The sequence below is a fragment of the Halorubrum laminariae genome, from assembly GCF_024494655.1.
Classification (GTDB): domain Archaea; phylum Halobacteriota; class Halobacteria; order Halobacteriales; family Haloferacaceae; genus Halorubrum; species Halorubrum laminariae.
Map to the genome: position 1 here is coordinate 18,379 of NZ_JANHDL010000013.1, position 12,556 is coordinate 30,934.

16 protein-coding genes are annotated in these 12,556 nt (G+C 66.2%); 8 read left to right on the forward strand and 8 right to left on the reverse strand.

The annotated features are described in order from the left end of the window. Positions 1 to 9: 9 nt before the first annotated feature. From NO887_RS15740 to glyA, 3 genes are all read right to left on the reverse strand, one after another. Positions 10 to 288, reverse strand: coding sequence for a DUF8015 family protein (locus NO887_RS15740; protein ID WP_256419159.1), 279 nt, complete (start codon positions 286 to 288; stop codon positions 10 to 12). Between the two features lie 180 nt (positions 289 to 468). Next, positions 469 to 879 carry a DUF3054 domain-containing protein gene (locus tag NO887_RS15745; protein WP_256419160.1) on the reverse strand — a complete coding sequence of 137 codons (411 nt, stop codon included), beginning with the start codon at positions 877 to 879 and terminating at the stop codon, positions 469 to 471. A 137-nt stretch (positions 880 to 1,016) separates the two neighbouring features. Next, a complete protein-coding gene (gene glyA, locus NO887_RS15750) occupies positions 1,017 to 2,264 on the reverse strand; it encodes a serine hydroxymethyltransferase (protein ID WP_256419161.1) in 1,248 nt (415 codons plus the stop codon). Positions 2,265 to 2,530: 266 nt separating this feature from the next. Between glyA and tbsP the strand changes: the two genes are divergently transcribed. After that, positions 2,531 to 3,343: a transcriptional regulator TbsP gene (gene tbsP / locus NO887_RS15755; protein ID WP_256419162.1), complete on the forward strand. Its 813-nt coding sequence runs from the start codon at positions 2,531 to 2,533 to the stop codon at positions 3,341 to 3,343. Positions 3,344 to 3,435: 92 nt separating this feature from the next. Here tbsP and NO887_RS15760 read toward each other — a convergent pair whose 3' ends face one another. From NO887_RS15760 to NO887_RS15775, 4 genes are all read right to left on the reverse strand, one after another. Next, on the reverse strand, positions 3,436 to 4,005 hold the full coding sequence (locus NO887_RS15760; RefSeq protein WP_256419163.1) for a DUF7110 family protein: 570 nt from the start codon (positions 4,003 to 4,005) through the stop codon (positions 3,436 to 3,438). 209 nt (positions 4,006 to 4,214) lie between these two features. Then, positions 4,215 to 4,559 carry a glutaredoxin family protein gene (locus NO887_RS15765; RefSeq protein WP_256419164.1) on the reverse strand — a complete coding sequence of 115 codons (345 nt, stop codon included), beginning with the start codon at positions 4,557 to 4,559 and terminating at the stop codon, positions 4,215 to 4,217. A 122-nt stretch (positions 4,560 to 4,681) separates the two neighbouring features. Further along, complete coding sequence (gfcR, locus tag NO887_RS15770) at positions 4,682 to 5,314, reverse strand: transcriptional regulator GfcR (RefSeq protein ID WP_256419165.1); 633 nt, start codon at positions 5,312 to 5,314, stop codon at positions 4,682 to 4,684. Next, positions 5,301 to 6,371, reverse strand: coding sequence for a glucose 1-dehydrogenase (locus NO887_RS15775; protein ID WP_256419166.1), 1,071 nt, complete (start codon positions 6,369 to 6,371; stop codon positions 5,301 to 5,303). The genes gfcR and NO887_RS15775 overlap by 14 nt, the downstream gene beginning before the upstream one ends. Before the next feature lie 105 nt (positions 6,372 to 6,476). Here NO887_RS15775 and NO887_RS15780 point away from each other — a divergent pair, with 105 nt between their 5' ends. The 3 genes from NO887_RS15780 (at position 6,477) to NO887_RS15790 (ending at position 8,632) form a co-directional block, all read left to right on the forward strand. Beyond that, complete coding sequence (locus NO887_RS15780) at positions 6,477 to 7,454, forward strand: NRDE family protein (protein ID WP_256419167.1); 978 nt, start codon at positions 6,477 to 6,479, stop codon at positions 7,452 to 7,454. Between the two features lie 25 nt (positions 7,455 to 7,479). Next, entirely contained in the window at positions 7,480 to 7,833 is a 354-nt protein-coding gene (locus NO887_RS15785) for a helix-turn-helix transcriptional regulator (RefSeq protein WP_256419168.1), read from the forward strand. 121 nt (positions 7,834 to 7,954) lie between these two features. Next, the gene (locus tag NO887_RS15790; RefSeq protein WP_256419169.1) at positions 7,955 to 8,632 is read left to right on the forward strand and encodes a type 1 glutamine amidotransferase domain-containing protein; all 678 of its coding nucleotides are present in this window, start codon (positions 7,955 to 7,957) and stop codon (positions 8,630 to 8,632) included. Positions 8,633 to 8,706: 74 nt separating this feature from the next. Here NO887_RS15790 and NO887_RS15795 read toward each other — a convergent pair whose 3' ends face one another. Further along, positions 8,707 to 9,000 carry a transcriptional regulator gene (locus NO887_RS15795; RefSeq protein WP_256419170.1) on the reverse strand — a complete coding sequence of 98 codons (294 nt, stop codon included), beginning with the start codon at positions 8,998 to 9,000 and terminating at the stop codon, positions 8,707 to 8,709. Positions 9,001 to 9,197: 197 nt separating this feature from the next. Between NO887_RS15795 and nth the strand changes: the two genes are divergently transcribed. The 4 genes from nth (at position 9,198) to NO887_RS15815 (ending at position 12,509) form a co-directional block, all read left to right on the forward strand. Beyond that, on the forward strand, positions 9,198 to 9,881 hold the full coding sequence (gene nth, locus NO887_RS15800; RefSeq protein ID WP_256419171.1) for an endonuclease III: 684 nt from the start codon (positions 9,198 to 9,200) through the stop codon (positions 9,879 to 9,881). A 199-nt stretch (positions 9,882 to 10,080) separates the two neighbouring features. Continuing rightward, positions 10,081 to 10,635, forward strand: a complete 555-nt coding sequence (locus NO887_RS15805; protein WP_256419172.1) for a DoxX family protein — start codon at positions 10,081 to 10,083, stop codon at positions 10,633 to 10,635. Positions 10,636 to 10,730: 95 nt separating this feature from the next. After that, complete coding sequence (locus NO887_RS15810; protein ID WP_256419173.1) at positions 10,731 to 11,813, forward strand: glutamate--cysteine ligase; 1,083 nt, start codon at positions 10,731 to 10,733, stop codon at positions 11,811 to 11,813. Positions 11,814 to 11,894: 81 nt separating this feature from the next. Further along, entirely contained in the window at positions 11,895 to 12,509 is a 615-nt protein-coding gene (locus tag NO887_RS15815; protein WP_256419174.1) for a winged helix-turn-helix domain-containing protein, read from the forward strand. The last annotated feature ends 47 nt before the right edge of the window (positions 12,510 to 12,556 follow it).

Sequence of the window (12,556 nt, forward strand, 5' to 3'; positions counted from 1 at the left end):
AGAGAACTATCAGGCTCGTCGCGTACCGGGAGAGGTACCGTCGGAAAGACGCGACACGCTGTCCGAGTCGCCGGTCGGCGACTCGTTCCCCTTCGATCCGGTCTCGCCGATGCCCGCACCCGGAACCGGGGTCCGGATGAACATCGCGTGGGCCATGATCGCCCCCGCGGCCAGCGCGCCTCCGGGGAGTGCGACCGTCGGTGACAGTCCGGCTAGGTAGAGGCCGGTAGTCACTCCGATCAGTGCAGCCGGAATGAATCCGAGGACGTAGTCGTAGTACCCACTCATACTCACGCCAATCTACGGGAAAACGACTAATAAATCTTTTTCGTGGTTTCTAATTACGCTGGTCGTGTTCATATCAATATTATGTATAACTTATGAACTCCGATAGAGCTGACACGGGTCAGCGAACGGTATCGGACAGCCCTCGCAAAACGGAACAGAATCAGTCTTGCTCTCTCGTCCTCACCGGACCCGGAAGTACAACGCGCGCCAGCCGCCGAGCGCGATTGCCCCGATCGCGAGGATCACCGCCACGAACGTCGGGGCGACGCCTCCGCGGAACACGACCGCGCGCAGCACAAATCCGACCGCGGCCGCCGGGATCCACGAGCGCACGACGAGCGGCACCGACGACTTCGCCGTCTCGACCGCGCCGGCGGCGTACGCGCCCACGAGCGGTGCAACGAGGAACCATCCGATCAGGAAGGGTGCCCAGACGCCGAGCAGGTACGTCGGCTCGTTCGCGAGGAACTCGGTCGGCCGGTGACTGAGGGTTCCGGCGGTCAACATCGCCATCAACACGAGGACGTCGCCGACCGCGAGCGGCGCGGCCGCGCGGTCGAGACGCCGAGCCAGAAACGACTGGTCGTCCATACGCCTCCGTCGGAGTTGCCCCTACTTTGTACGTACGGATCCGTCTCGGCGGCGACGAAACAGCGTTCGCCCGGGACTCGGCGATCGGCCGTGCCTACGCAGCGAGCGGTCGTACCGCCGCGGCGATCATGCGCCGATCACTCGTACAGCGGGTACTCCTCGCAGAGTTCGGCGACGCGCTCGCCGACCTCGTAGATCACGTCGTCGCTCTCGACGTTGTCGACGACGCGGTAGATGAGGTCGCCGACCTCCGCTATCGCTTCCTCGTCGAATCCGCGGGTGGTGAGTCCGGCGGTTCCGGCGCGGATCCCCGAGGGATTGAACGGCGACCGCGTCTCCCCCGGTACGGTGTTCCCGTTGAGGACGATGTTCGCAGCGGCAAGCGCGTCCTCCGCGTCTCCGCCCGGCAGGTCCGGGTGCGAATCCCGGAGATCGGCGAGCACGAGGTGGTTGTCGGTACCACCGGAGACGAGCGAGAGCCCGTGGTCTTGCAGCGTCTCGGCGAGCACCGTCGCGTTCTCGACGACTCGCTCCGCGTACGTCTCGAACTCGGGCTCTAGCGCCTCTTTGAACCCGACCGCCTTTCCGGCGATGTTGTGCATGAGCGGCCCGCCCTGCCCGCCGGGGAAGACGGCCTTGTCGATGTCGTCGGCGAACTCCTCGTCGCACATCACGATCCCGCCGCGGCCGGCGCGGATCGTCTTGTGCGTCGATCCGGTGACGAAGTCGGCGATCCCGACCGGCGACGGGTGGACTCCCGCGGCGACGAGCCCGGTGATATGGGCGATGTCGGCGAGGTGATAGGCGTCGACTGCGTCGGCGGCGGTCTGGATGCGGTCCCACTCTACCGTCCGCGGATACGCGGAGTACCCGGAGACGATGATGTCGGGGTTGAATGACTCCGCGGCGGCGCGTAGTCCCTCGTAGTCGATATACCCGGTCTCCGGGTCGACCTCGTACTGCTCGACGTCGTAGATCTGCCCGGTGAAATTCGCCGGGTGGCCGTGCGAGAGGTGGCCGCCGTGGGTGAGGTCCAGCGAGAGGATCTTGTCGCCCGGCTCCAACACCGCGTAGTAGACGGCCTGATTCGCCTGCGTCCCGGAGTGCGGCTGAACGTTGACGTGGTCGGCCCCCCAGAGTTCCGTCGCGCGCTCAATCGCTAGCTCCTCGACATCGTCGGCGTACTCGCAGCCGGCGTAGTACCGCGACCCGGGATATCCCTCAGCGTACTTGTTGGTGAGGACGCTCCCCTGCGCCTCTAGTACCGCCTCGCTGACGTGGTTCTCGCTCGCAATCATCGCGAGGGTCTGTTCTTGCCTGTCGCGCTCGCCGGCCAGCGCGTCGGCGACCGCCGGATCGACGTCCCGGACGTGTTCCGTGTCCATGCACGAACGGCGGTCCGATCGCGCATTAATCCTTGCGTAACGCCGCCGAACGAGATCGGCTTTGGATGTCATCTGGCCGCACGCGATTCGGGATCGACGTGCCGCCGGAGACCCACGCGCGGTCCGCGAACGACTCGCACCCGACCGAACCGATGTGTACATCGTCGATCTGCTACGTTCGTTGGGTTCAGCCGCTATATCCGGTTGTTCACTCCCCCGATCCCGTTAATATTAAATATATATGTGCCATTTATTAGAAGACACTCATGGTATCGAATTTATTGGAAGCCGACGTGGAACACGTCCTCGACGCCGCCTTCGCCGGGGGCGACGAGGAGGTGATCGTCGTCGACCCGTCGGCGGAGACGGTCGCATCGCTGATCGAGGCGGCAACCGCTCGCGACGACCTGCCGCCGATGTCGATGCTGGCCGACGACCGGACGCTCGCGGACGTGATGGACGACTTCCTTGCCGCGTCCACGGCCGCCGATCTCGTCGCGGGCGGGGTGCTCAGAATCCGCCTGCTCCCCGACGAGGTCGACAACGCCCTGTTCGTGTCGCCCTCAAAGGTCGTCGTGCTCGTGAGCGCCGACGACCGCGTCGCAGCGCTCTCGACCGACGACGGCGAGTTCGTCGCCGACGTGTTCGAGACCAACCGCGCGGCCTTCGACGACGCCGCGGAGTACAATCTCCGAACGCCGGCTATCAGCCGCGTTCGCGAGACGATGGCCGCCGAGATAGGTGAGGCGACCCGTGACGACTTCGACGCACTCCTCTCCTCGGTCGACGCTGCGGGCGGTTCCGATACCATCGACGAGGTGACCGCCTCGCTGCTTGTGGCCGCGAAAAACGACGTGCTCCTTTACGACATCTCGAAGTGGGGCGAAGACGTCGGCATCGCCTCGAAGGCGACGTTCTCACGCACGAAGACGCGACTCGAAGATGCAGGACTCATCGACACGGAGAAAGTTCCGATCGATGTCGGTCGGCCGCGGCTCCGACTCAAACTCGGCGACGAGCGACTCCGCGGCGTCGACGCCGCCGAACTCGCCGGCGTCGCGAGCGATCTGCTCTCGTGAGTCTGTCGTAGAAGGGCAGTCGAACGCGCCGTTCCGTGTTCGTCGACCTCAGTCCCGTCGTCTCGCGATCGGCCGATCAGCCAGTCGGTCGATCAGTCCGAAATGAACTCGTTGTCGCGCCAGTTGACGCCGCCGTCGCCGTCGCCCGCTCCTTGGGGACTCTCGACGACTTCGATGCTCGCCGGCCGTGCCTCTCCCTCGACGATGCGAGTCGCCTCCAGTTCCTCGTCGGCTTCGGTGATCGCGGTCAACGTCCCTTTCTCAGAGAGCATCGCCAGTTCGCGGAGCACGAGGAACATCGGATACTGGAGCGCGGAGTTCTGGAGGACGGTCTCGCGGTCGCCCTTGAAACACGCGAACTCGACCAGTTCCGAGGGTATCTCCTCTTCTTCGTCGTCCATCCACTGCGGGCCGCCGGCGCGCGGCGGCTCTTCTTCCCACACGCGGGTCTCTGTGACCGACGCTTTCAGCTGTGCGGTCGGCGTGTACTTGCTGATCGATTCGTCGTCGGACAGGGCCTTGATGATGAGGGTGTTGTTTCGACGCGTGATGTCGATATCGTCGATCTCCGGTGGTAGATCGGGATCTTCTTCGAAGAATGTCTCAACGTCTTCGAGGGGCAGTTCGAGCGTCGAATGAAGTCTAAACACGCGGCCTGTCATTGTTGGGTGGGTGAAGTGGGATCCGGTTGTCGCACCGACAGCGGCTGCACTTGCTTCATGTAGGTGCCGTAGGTTTATAGGGCCTACCCTTCGAGCATCACCGATCGGCAGTAGTGGCGAGGCGCAGACGCGATGGCGACCGTTAGACACCGCGCCGTCGGCCGAGCGTGCGACCGATCAGACGGATCGAAAACCGGTCCGCGTGACGCTCACTCGGCTCCAAGTTCGGCGGCGAGCTCGCCGCGCTCGTCGAGTTCGCCGAGCACGTCGCTGCCGCCGACAAACTCGCCATCGACGAATGTCTGCGGGATGGTCTCCCAGCCGCTGTGGGATTCGAGCGCCTCTCGGTACGCCGGGAGCGCGGGGAGTACGTCGACCGTATCGAACTCCTCGACGTGCTGTGAGATGAGTTCGACAGCCCGCTGCGAGTAGCCGCACTGGGGCATCAGGCGGTTCCCCTTCATGAACAGCACCACGTCGTTGTCGGCGATCGTCTCTTCGACGCGCTGTTCGATCTCGTCGGCTCCGACATCGGATTCGGGCTGGAACGTCATGTGACGCGATACGAGCCGACGAGGCAAATGGGTTCCGCACATGCACGAAGACATTTTCGATCGGTTTGCGACAAGGATCGCGGCCAGCGTTGCGTCCCGCGGCCCCCTCCGCGTTGCGGTCGCTACTCCTCGCGATCGACACGCACCACGTCGACGAGCGAGTACACGGGCACGTCGTCGATCTCGTCGTAGCCCATCTTGTCGACCAGTACGACGCAGGCGGCCGGCTCGCCACCCTGTTCGCGGATCGCGTGGATCGATTCGCGCATCGTCGTCCCCGAAGTGATGATGTCGTCGACGACGTAGCAGTCGCGGTCGCGGATTCCCGCGAAGTTCCGCGAGAAGCCGCCGCCGTGCTCGTCGATGTCACCCTCCTCCCACTGGTGTTTCGCGGGCGCGTACGTGCCCAGATCCGTGTCAAGTCGGTTGGCGACCGCGGTCGCGAGCGGCGCGCCCGCCTTCTCGATCCCGACGGTGAGGTCGACCTCCTCGCCCTCCTTGGCCAACAGATCCGCCATCGCGCTCGCGGCGTATCGGAGCCGCGTCGAGTCTCGGCCGAGCGCCGACCAGTCGACGTGGATGTCGGCGGTCGATGTCGACGCCGCCGTCTCTGCGGCGTCGTTTCCTCCGCCGCGCTCGACGAGCCAGCTGGCCGTCTCGCGGGAGACGTTCAGTTCGTCTGCGATCTCCCCCTTCGAGAGCCCTCGCTCCGCGAGCTCTGCTGCACTGTCTATCAGGTCGTCAACGTTCTTCATATATGTCGAATTCGACCGCCGTTTTAATAGTCGTGTCGTCATCCGCGAACGCGGCCTCAAACTCGTCCAGTCCGTAGACGCCGGTGACGAGATCGCCGAGGAACCCCTCGGAGAAGCGGGACAGTGAGTCGACCGCGGCCTCGAAGTGCTCATAGCCGGAGTTGACGCTGCCGACGAGCGCCTTGTTGTGGAGGACGAATTCGCGGTGGAGCCGCCCGCCGTCGATCTCGAACTCCCAGTCGCCGGGTACGCCGAGCAGCGCGCCGACGCCGTTCGGCGCGAGCGCCTCGATCGTCTCGAAGGCGTGCGGGGCGTACCCGGTCGCTTCGAAGACGAAATCCATCGGTTCGTGGGCGTCCGGAACGTCGGGAACCGCCGTCTCGTTCGAGTTTACGTACGTTGCGCCGAGCGATTCGATGATATCGATCGTCGGATCCGGTCGCTCGCGCCGTCCGAGACAGTAGATCCGATCGAACGACTCGTCGAGCGTCGCGACGGTGAGCAACCCCAGCGACCCGTTCCCGAGCACCAGCGCCGACTCGGGATCCCAGTGAAACGCGGACCGGCTGGCGCGAGCGTGTTCAATCGCCTTCTCGGCGATGGAGAGCGGCTCGATGAGGAATCCCCACTCGGCGAGCGCCGGCGGAATCTGAACGAGGAACTCCGCGGGACTGGTGAAAAACTCGGCCATGAATCCGTGCGCGCCGACGATGCCGCGCTCGTGGTACCGGCCGTCCGGTGCCATGTCCGGTTCGCCCCGAGCGAAGTACTCGTTCGCGCCGTTGGGCGGGCGGCGGACCGTCGGAACGACGACATCGCCGACCTCGAACGGCGTGTCGTTCGGGTCTTCGACGACGCCGACCGCCTCGTGACCCAACACGAGGTGGTCTTCGCCCGCCGGCGCGCCGCCGTGTCCCCCGGCGATCACCTCGTGGTCCGTCCCGTCGACCCCGACGCGAAGCGTGCGAATGAGCGCCTCCCCGGGTGCGGGCTCCGGTCGCGGTTTCTCCGTCACGACCGGCTCGTCGGCTCCTTCGTACACAGCGATCGCGTTCATACACTGGCGTATGCGGTCAGCCACCAAAAGATTTCTTTTGTTGTGAGTAAAGACTGAATTCCCGATGACCACGGGATTTTCCCTCGCTCTCCCGTAGCGTTCACCGTGTGTACTCTGACGCTCGCATGGCAGGTGTTCGCGGATGCGCCGGTCGCGCTCGCCGCCAATCGCGACGAGGCGCTGGACCGGGCAGCCGAGCCGCCCGCGATTCGTGACGGCACGGGTGACGGCACTGACGACGACGCCGGCAACGGCGACGCCACTGACGACGACACCGGCGACGGCGACGCCACTGACGACGACGACACCGGCGACGGCACGGTTCGGTACGTCGCCCCGCGTGACGCGCAGGCCGGCGGCACGTGGATCGGACTTACCGACGACGGTCTCGTCGTCGCCGTCACCAACCGCTGGCTTGACGCCGACCGCGACGGGGAGCGCTCCCGCGGGCTGCTTGTCCGCGACTGCCTCGAAGCCGACTCCGCCGAAGACGCCCGTCAGACCGTCGAACGATCGGTTGCGACACGCGCGTACGACGGGTTCAACCTCGTGATCGCCGACGCGCGGTCGGCGTTTCTGCTCGCGTACGACGGCGCGCTCGCGGTGACGCGGCTCGACGCCGGCGTGCACGTCGTCGGCAACGTCGGCGGCGTGGTCGGCGGCGCAGAGCGGTTCTCGATCCCCGAGCGCCGCCGCGCGTTCGGCGACGAACGTGCGGCGAGCGCGCGGGCGGTCGCCGACGCGCTCGCCCCGGACTCGGAGGAGTCGGTCGACGCGTGGCTCGACCGCGCGAGCGCGGTTCTCGCGGACCATGAGTACGGGGCGTGCCTCCACGGCGACGACTTCGGGACGGTGTCGTTCACGCGAATCCGGACCGGTCCCGACCCGGCGTTCGCGTACGCGGACGGTCCGCCCTGCGAGACCGATCCCGTTTCCGTGTCGCTACCGCCGGGATTCGACACCGGCGGCGAGGGCGATAGCGGCGATGCGATCGATACGGGGGATGAGGACGATGGTGACAGCGAGGCCGACGGCGGCGGTGGCGTCGATACCGTTCCCGACGACGCGGAAAGTCAGTTTTAAGCGACTCGCGGGCGGCTGTAACGGTATGAGCGTGTCCGAACTCGAGGCCGACCTGTCCGCCGACGAGCGGGACGGCCTCGATCTCATCCGCGAGACCGGTGGTATCCATCAGAGCGACTTCTGGAAGGAACTCGACGTCTCCTCGCGGAAGGGGAGCCGGATCGCGGAGGCGTTGGCGGACTCGGGACTCATCCAGCGCGAAGAGACCGTCTACGACGGCCACAACACCTACTATCTGGAGCCCGCGCCCCGCGATCTGGACTTCTCACTGTTGATGGCCGACGACATGTTGTCGCCGTTTATCGGCGAGGAGGAAGTCGACCCGCAGGCCGACGCCTTCTCGCAGTGGATGATGAACCTCGCGTACGAAGAGTACTAGTTCGACTGCGGCGCGGACCGAGCGCCGCGTCGGTCGCGTACCGAAACATACGCTTCACGGCCGCCCACGCTGCTGCCGGTCGCGGGTCCCTTATATGCCGAGCGCGTGAACAACGGGGTACATGACAAGCGCGCTGTTCGTTGTGAGCGAGGAAGGCTACTGGGCCGAAGAGTGTATCGAGCCGCTTTCGACGCTCGAATCCGAGGGCGTCGACGTGACGATCGCGACGCCCTCCGGGTCGCCGCCGGTCGTCGACGAGCGGTCGCTGGAGCCCGACGCCGCCGGCGGCGAGGAGGTGGCCGACGAGTTCCGCGAAGTCGACGAGACCCACCCCGTGCTGAACGACCCCGAACCTATCGCGGGCGTTGACGCCGACGGATACGACGCGGTGGTGTTCCCCGGCGGTCACGGGACCGTCTGGGACGTGAATCAGGACCGTCACGCCCGCCAGCTGCTGCTCGACGCGGTCGCCGGCGACGACGGCGTCGCCCTCGTCGTCTGTCACGCGGTCGGTATCCTCGCGTTCACCCGCGAGGCCGACGGGACGCCGCTCGTCGAGGGTCGGTCCGTCACCGGATTCCCGAATGAGTGGGAGGAGGGCATCGTCGACGACAGCGACGTGCTCCCGGACGGTCGGAAGCTCCCCTACTGGGTCGAAGACGAGGTCGTCCTCGCCGGGGGCAACTGGGACGCCGAACTCGACGCCGACACGAGCGTCACCGTCGACGGCGACCTGATCACCGCCCGCGGCCCGGAATCGTCGTCCGCGGCCGCACAGACGCTCCTAGAGGAGCTGTAGACGGTCGACTGCGGTTGCGGTTTGCCGCGTTTTTTGCGGTGTACGGCGGCGTGATGAGGTCGATCGCGCGTGGGTCACCGGATCACGAACTGCGGCTCCGCGATCCGCTCGCTTTTGCACTCCGGACACCGCGACGGCTCGTTGATCGGGTCGTCGAAGCCGTCGAATCCGCAGTCGTGGCACTCCGGCGGCGCGACGAGGAACTCGTCGGAGTCGTCATCGCTCTCGGCGACCGACCGGGCGACGTGGTCGAGGTGCTCGTACACGACGGGCGTCGGCAGCGACAGCGACGCGCCGAGGTCGCTCGCGCTCGCCGCTCCCTCGCGGAGGGTCTCGGCGATTCGCTGTCGGGTCGTCTCCGTCTCCATGCCGGTCGTTCGTCGCCGACGGGTAAAACGCCGACGGCGGGGCCACACCGGCGGTGCAGTCACGCTGCCGCGAGCGGAGTAGTCACGCCAGCGCGAGCGGAGTAGTCACGCTGCCGCGAGCGGAGAGCGCGCACGTCTCGCATCTGAACCGTTCACCGATCCGGATCGTTCAATGTCGCCCGGGCGGAGGGATCGGCATGGGCACGCCACTCGACTCGCGTGAGGAGCAGGTCACGGAGGTTCTCGACCGGCTCTACGAGGAGTATCCCGATTCGACCATCTCGCTCAACTACTCGAACCGGCTTGAGCTTCTCATCGCCGTGATCCTCTCGGCGCAGTGTACCGACGAGCGCGTGAACAGCGTGTGTGCCGACCTGTTCGAGACGTACGAGACGGCCGAAGAGTACGCGAACGCCCCGCAAGAGGAACTCGCGGAGGCGATAAACTCCATCACCTACTACAACAACAAGGCGGAGTACATCCGGTCGGCGTGCGCGGACATCGCCGAGAAACACGACGGCAAGGTGCCGGACACGATGTCCGAACTCACCGACCTGATGGGTGTCGGTCGCAAGACCGCCAACGTCGTGTTACAGCACGGCCACGACGTGGTCGAGGGGATCGTCGTCGACACCCACGTTCAGCGGCTCACCCGCCGGCTCGCGATAACGGACGAGGAGAGCCCGACGAAGATCGAGCAGGATCTCCTCGATATCGTCCCCCAAAGCGACTGGCAGCAGTTTACTCATCTCATGATCGACCACGGGCGGGCGACGTGCACCGCGCGGAACCCCGACTGCGCGGAGTGCGTGCTGGCCGACATCTGTCCCTCCGCGAAGCCCGACGCCGGCGTGGACCTCGCCAGCGGCGAGGTGTGGTAGAGCGAGCCGGTAACATCGGCGGCCCGTCGTCGCCGACGCCGGAAGCCGGCGTGGACGCGATTCGAATCGACCGTCATCAGGCGTCTGTATATAAAGGCCCACCAGATCGGGGGAGACGGCCGAATCTGTCCCGACGAAAGGGAACTCGCTTCTCGGTTTAAATACACATCCGCCGTACTCCCAACTGAGGAGAGACACTATGTCAACCAACACGACAAACGAGTTTGGCGGAGAGTTCGGCGGCGTCACCCTGCTCGGGAAGGCGCACTCGCTGTCGGCGCTGTTCATCGTCCTGCTTCGGGCGACGATCGGCGGGATGATCCTGTTCGCGGGATTCGGAAAGCTCGCGGAGTGGCCCTTCGACGCGAGCGGCTACCTCGCAAACGTCGACCCCGCGAGCCCGGTCAGCGGCCTCTACGGCGCGATGGCCGCGATGCCATGGTTCGTCGAATTCGCGAACGTGTTCGTTCCGGCCACGCAGGTGCTCATCGGCGCGGCGCTCATCGCCGGCGCGTTCGTCCGGCTGGCCGCGCTCGGCGGGGCCGCCCAGATGCTGCTGTTCTACCTCGGCGGCTGGAGCGGCGACATCCTCGCGCTGTTTGACTCGACGCTCGTCTACGCGGTCGTGTTCCTCACGGTCGCGGCGTTCGGCGCGGGTCGAGTCCTCGGGCTCGACGCCCGTATCGAGCGAATCGAGGTCGGCGGACTGGCGCTGACGGAGCGGTTCCCGAAACTCCGATACATCCTCGGGTAGGGGGGAGGCGGAGCCGTTTCCGGTTCGACTGCGGTCCCGGCGCTGGGTTTCGGCTTCCAATCGATATAAGAGCGCGGGGGCGGAACGGGCGGGTAATGGACCTCGGTTCGCGGGACGCGTTCGCTCGGATGGGGACGCTCGGCATCGAAGAGGAGTTCTACATCGTGGATGCCGAAGGCCGCCCCACGTCCGGGACCGACGACCTCGTCTACGGACGGGACCCGCCGCCGGAGATCCCTGACGGCTTCGATCACGAGCTGTTTAAATGTACTATCGAGGCGCAGACGGAACTGATCGAGGATCCGTCGAACGCGGGGGACGCACTCGCCACGGTCCGGGAGGCGCTCGTCGACCACGCGGCCGTCGACGACTACCGGATCGCCGCGGCGGGCCTCCACCCGACTGCGAAGTGGCAGGAGTTGGAACACGTCACAAAACCTCGCTATCAGGCCCAACTCGACCGGATTCAGTACCCGCAACACCGCAATCTCGCCACCGGGCTGCATGTCCACGTCGGCGTCGACGACGCCGACAAGGCGGTATGGGTAGCCAACCGCCTCCGCTGGCACTGTCCAATCCTGCTCGCGCTGTCAGCGAACTCACCGTACTGGAATGACTTCGATACCGGGCTCGCGTCGGCCCGCGCGAAGGTGTTCGAGAATCTCCCGAACACCGGGATTCCCTCGGCGTTCGCGGACTTCGACGCGTTCCAGCGGTACGAGCGCCGGATGGTCGAGACCGACTCCATCGCCGACCGGGGTGAACTCTGGTTCGACGTGCGGCCGCACACCGGCCACGGGACCGTCGAGGTGCGTGCGCCGGACGCCCAGCGCGACCCCCAGATCACCCTCGCGCTGGTCGAGTACGTCCACGCGCTCGTCGTCGACTACGCGGAGCGCTACGAGGACGGCGAGCGCGCGGCCGACCCGCTCCGACGCGAACTTCTCGACGAGAACAAGTGGCGAGCGATCCGACACGGCCACGACGCCTCGTTCGTCGCCCGCGACGGCGAGTCGACTCCGTCGCTCGGTGAGGTGGTCGACGCCGAGTGCGACCGACTCGGTGTCTCCGGCATCCGCGACGTGTACGAGTCGGAAAGCGGCGCGACACGCCAGCGACGCCTCCGCGACGAGGCGGGCGTCGACGCGCTGTGTGCGGACCTGATCCTCTCGCCGTAGCCTGCGTCACCGATCTGCCGAGTTCCGTCGCCGCAGAAACGACGAGAAACCCTTTTGCCCGAGCGGACCCCAGATTCGGGCATGACCACGGACGACGCCGACGGTGAGGAGTCCCCTACGGAGCGCACCCGCGAGGAGTTGCGAAAGACGAAAGCGCGTCTCGGTGAGGGCGCGGACAAGGCGGTACGGGAGTTCGACGACAACGTCGTTGACCTCCTCGCGTGGCTGCTGGACACGGAGACGCGTGCGCGGATCTACGTCTTCCTCCGCGACAACCCGCAGAGCACGAGCGACGAGGTCGCAGACGGGACCGGACTCTACCCGAGCACGGTTCGCGAGGCGCTCGCCGAACTCCACGACGAGGGGACCGTCGAGCGCGACAAGCGCGAGGCGAGCGGGGCCGGAAACAACCCCTACGAGTACGAAGCGATCGCGCCGAGCGAGCTGGTTCGCGGCGTCGTCGGCGACGTACAGCGAGAGCTGAACGCCGTGTTCAATCTCGATCGACGGCTCGGCGGGGAGTCTCCCGAGGGCGACGCGGACCCCGTCCGAATCTCGGTCGGCAACGCCGGCAGCGGAGAGGGCGACACCGACGCCGGCGTGGAAGGTGACACCGGGACGGTGCCTGACGACGCCGAGACGGACGATGCCGAGACGGACGATGCCGAGACGGACGATGCCGAGACCGACGACTGAGTCGACCGCATTCGTGACCATTTAAGTTCTGTCCGCGCAACGAACGG

Bases quoted from the DNA above. Each gene is read 5' to 3' on its own strand.
- NO887_RS15740 (WP_256419159.1), bottom strand. From the start codon at position 288: ATGAGTGGGTACTACGACTACGTCCTCGGATTCATTCCGGCTGCACTG.
- NO887_RS15745 (WP_256419160.1), bottom strand. From the start codon at position 879: ATGGACGACCAGTCGTTTCTGGCTCGGCGTCTCGACCGCGCGGCCGCG.
- glyA (WP_256419161.1), bottom strand. From the start codon at position 2,264: ATGGACACGGAACACGTCCGGGACGTCGATCCGGCGGTCGCCGACGCG.
- tbsP (WP_256419162.1), top strand. From the start codon at position 2,531: ATGGTATCGAATTTATTGGAAGCCGACGTGGAACACGTCCTCGACGCC.
- NO887_RS15760 (WP_256419163.1), bottom strand. From the start codon at position 4,005: ATGACAGGCCGCGTGTTTAGACTTCATTCGACGCTCGAACTGCCCCTC.
- NO887_RS15765 (WP_256419164.1), bottom strand. From the start codon at position 4,559: ATGACGTTCCAGCCCGAATCCGATGTCGGAGCCGACGAGATCGAACAG.
- gfcR (WP_256419165.1), bottom strand. From the start codon at position 5,314: ATGAAGAACGTTGACGACCTGATAGACAGTGCAGCAGAGCTCGCGGAG.
- NO887_RS15775 (WP_256419166.1), bottom strand. From the start codon at position 6,371: ATGAACGCGATCGCTGTGTACGAAGGAGCCGACGAGCCGGTCGTGACG.
- NO887_RS15785 (WP_256419168.1), top strand. From the start codon at position 7,480: ATGAGCGTGTCCGAACTCGAGGCCGACCTGTCCGCCGACGAGCGGGAC.
- NO887_RS15790 (WP_256419169.1), top strand. From the start codon at position 7,955: ATGACAAGCGCGCTGTTCGTTGTGAGCGAGGAAGGCTACTGGGCCGAA.
- NO887_RS15795 (WP_256419170.1), bottom strand. From the start codon at position 9,000: ATGGAGACGGAGACGACCCGACAGCGAATCGCCGAGACCCTCCGCGAG.
- nth (WP_256419171.1), top strand. From the start codon at position 9,198: ATGGGCACGCCACTCGACTCGCGTGAGGAGCAGGTCACGGAGGTTCTC.
- NO887_RS15805 (WP_256419172.1), top strand. From the start codon at position 10,081: ATGTCAACCAACACGACAAACGAGTTTGGCGGAGAGTTCGGCGGCGTC.
- NO887_RS15810 (WP_256419173.1), top strand. From the start codon at position 10,731: ATGGACCTCGGTTCGCGGGACGCGTTCGCTCGGATGGGGACGCTCGGC.
- NO887_RS15815 (WP_256419174.1), top strand. From the start codon at position 11,895: ATGACCACGGACGACGCCGACGGTGAGGAGTCCCCTACGGAGCGCACC.